Here is a 752-nt window from a genome sequence, read left to right as displayed (position 1 = left end):
CTGGTGGGCGGCGTCGACGAACTCCACGAAGTCGGCCAGGTCGCCGAACTCCGGCAGCACGGCCGTGTAGTCGGAGACGTCGTAGCCGCCGTCGCGCAGCGGGGACTTGAAGAACGGCGGCAGCCACAGGCAGTCGACGCCGAGCCACTGGAGGTAGTCGAGCTTGGCGGTCAGGCCCTTGAGGTCGCCGACGCCGTCGCCGTTGCTGTCCTGGAACGAGCGGACGAGCACCTCGTAGAAGACGGCGCGCTTGAACCACTCCGGGTCACGGTCCCTGGCAGGAGTGTCCTCGAAGGTGTCCGGAACGGGTTCGTTGACGATCATGTTGTGGGTGACCCTCCGATCTCCGGGGTGGACGGTCGCAGGACCGAGAAGACGTGCGCGGGCCTGCGGCCCGGTTCGAGGCGCACATAGTTGGCCCTGCCCCAGTGGTAGGTCTCGCCGGTGAGCTCGTCGCGCACCGGAACCGACTCGTGCCAGTCCAGGCCGAGTTGCGGCATGTCCAACGAGACCGTGGCCTCCTGGGTGTGGTGGGGGTCGAGGTTGGCGACCACCAGAACCGTGTTCGAACCCTTCCGCTTCGAGTAGGCGATCACCGCCTCCTGGTCGGCGTGGTGGAAGTGGATGTCACGCAGCTGCTGGAGGGCAGGATTCTCCCGCCGGATGGTGTTGAGCCGGGTCAGCAGCGGGGTGATGGTGCGGCCCTCGCGTTCGGCCTTCTCCCAGTCGCGGTGCCTGAGCTGGTACTTCTC

1 protein-coding gene and 1 pseudogene are annotated in these 752 nt (G+C 67.2%); both read right to left on the bottom strand.

What is annotated here, in order from left to right:
* On the bottom strand, nucleotides 1-324 hold a 324-nt coding region (locus IO24_RS0140005; protein ID WP_031144818.1), incomplete at its 3' end, for an alpha-amylase family glycosyl hydrolase.
* A pseudogene (locus IO24_RS0140000) lies at nucleotides 321-752 on the bottom strand (alpha-1,4-glucan--maltose-1-phosphate maltosyltransferase); the annotation flags it as partial. The pseudogene IO24_RS0140000 and the gene IO24_RS0140005, both read right to left, overlap by 4 nt.

It is taken from the genome of Streptomyces flavovariabilis (genome assembly GCF_000725785.1).
In the GTDB taxonomy this organism is placed as follows: domain Bacteria; phylum Actinomycetota; class Actinomycetes; order Streptomycetales; family Streptomycetaceae; genus Streptomyces; species Streptomyces hawaiiensis.
This window is presented reverse-complemented; position numbering and strand designations above follow the sequence as displayed.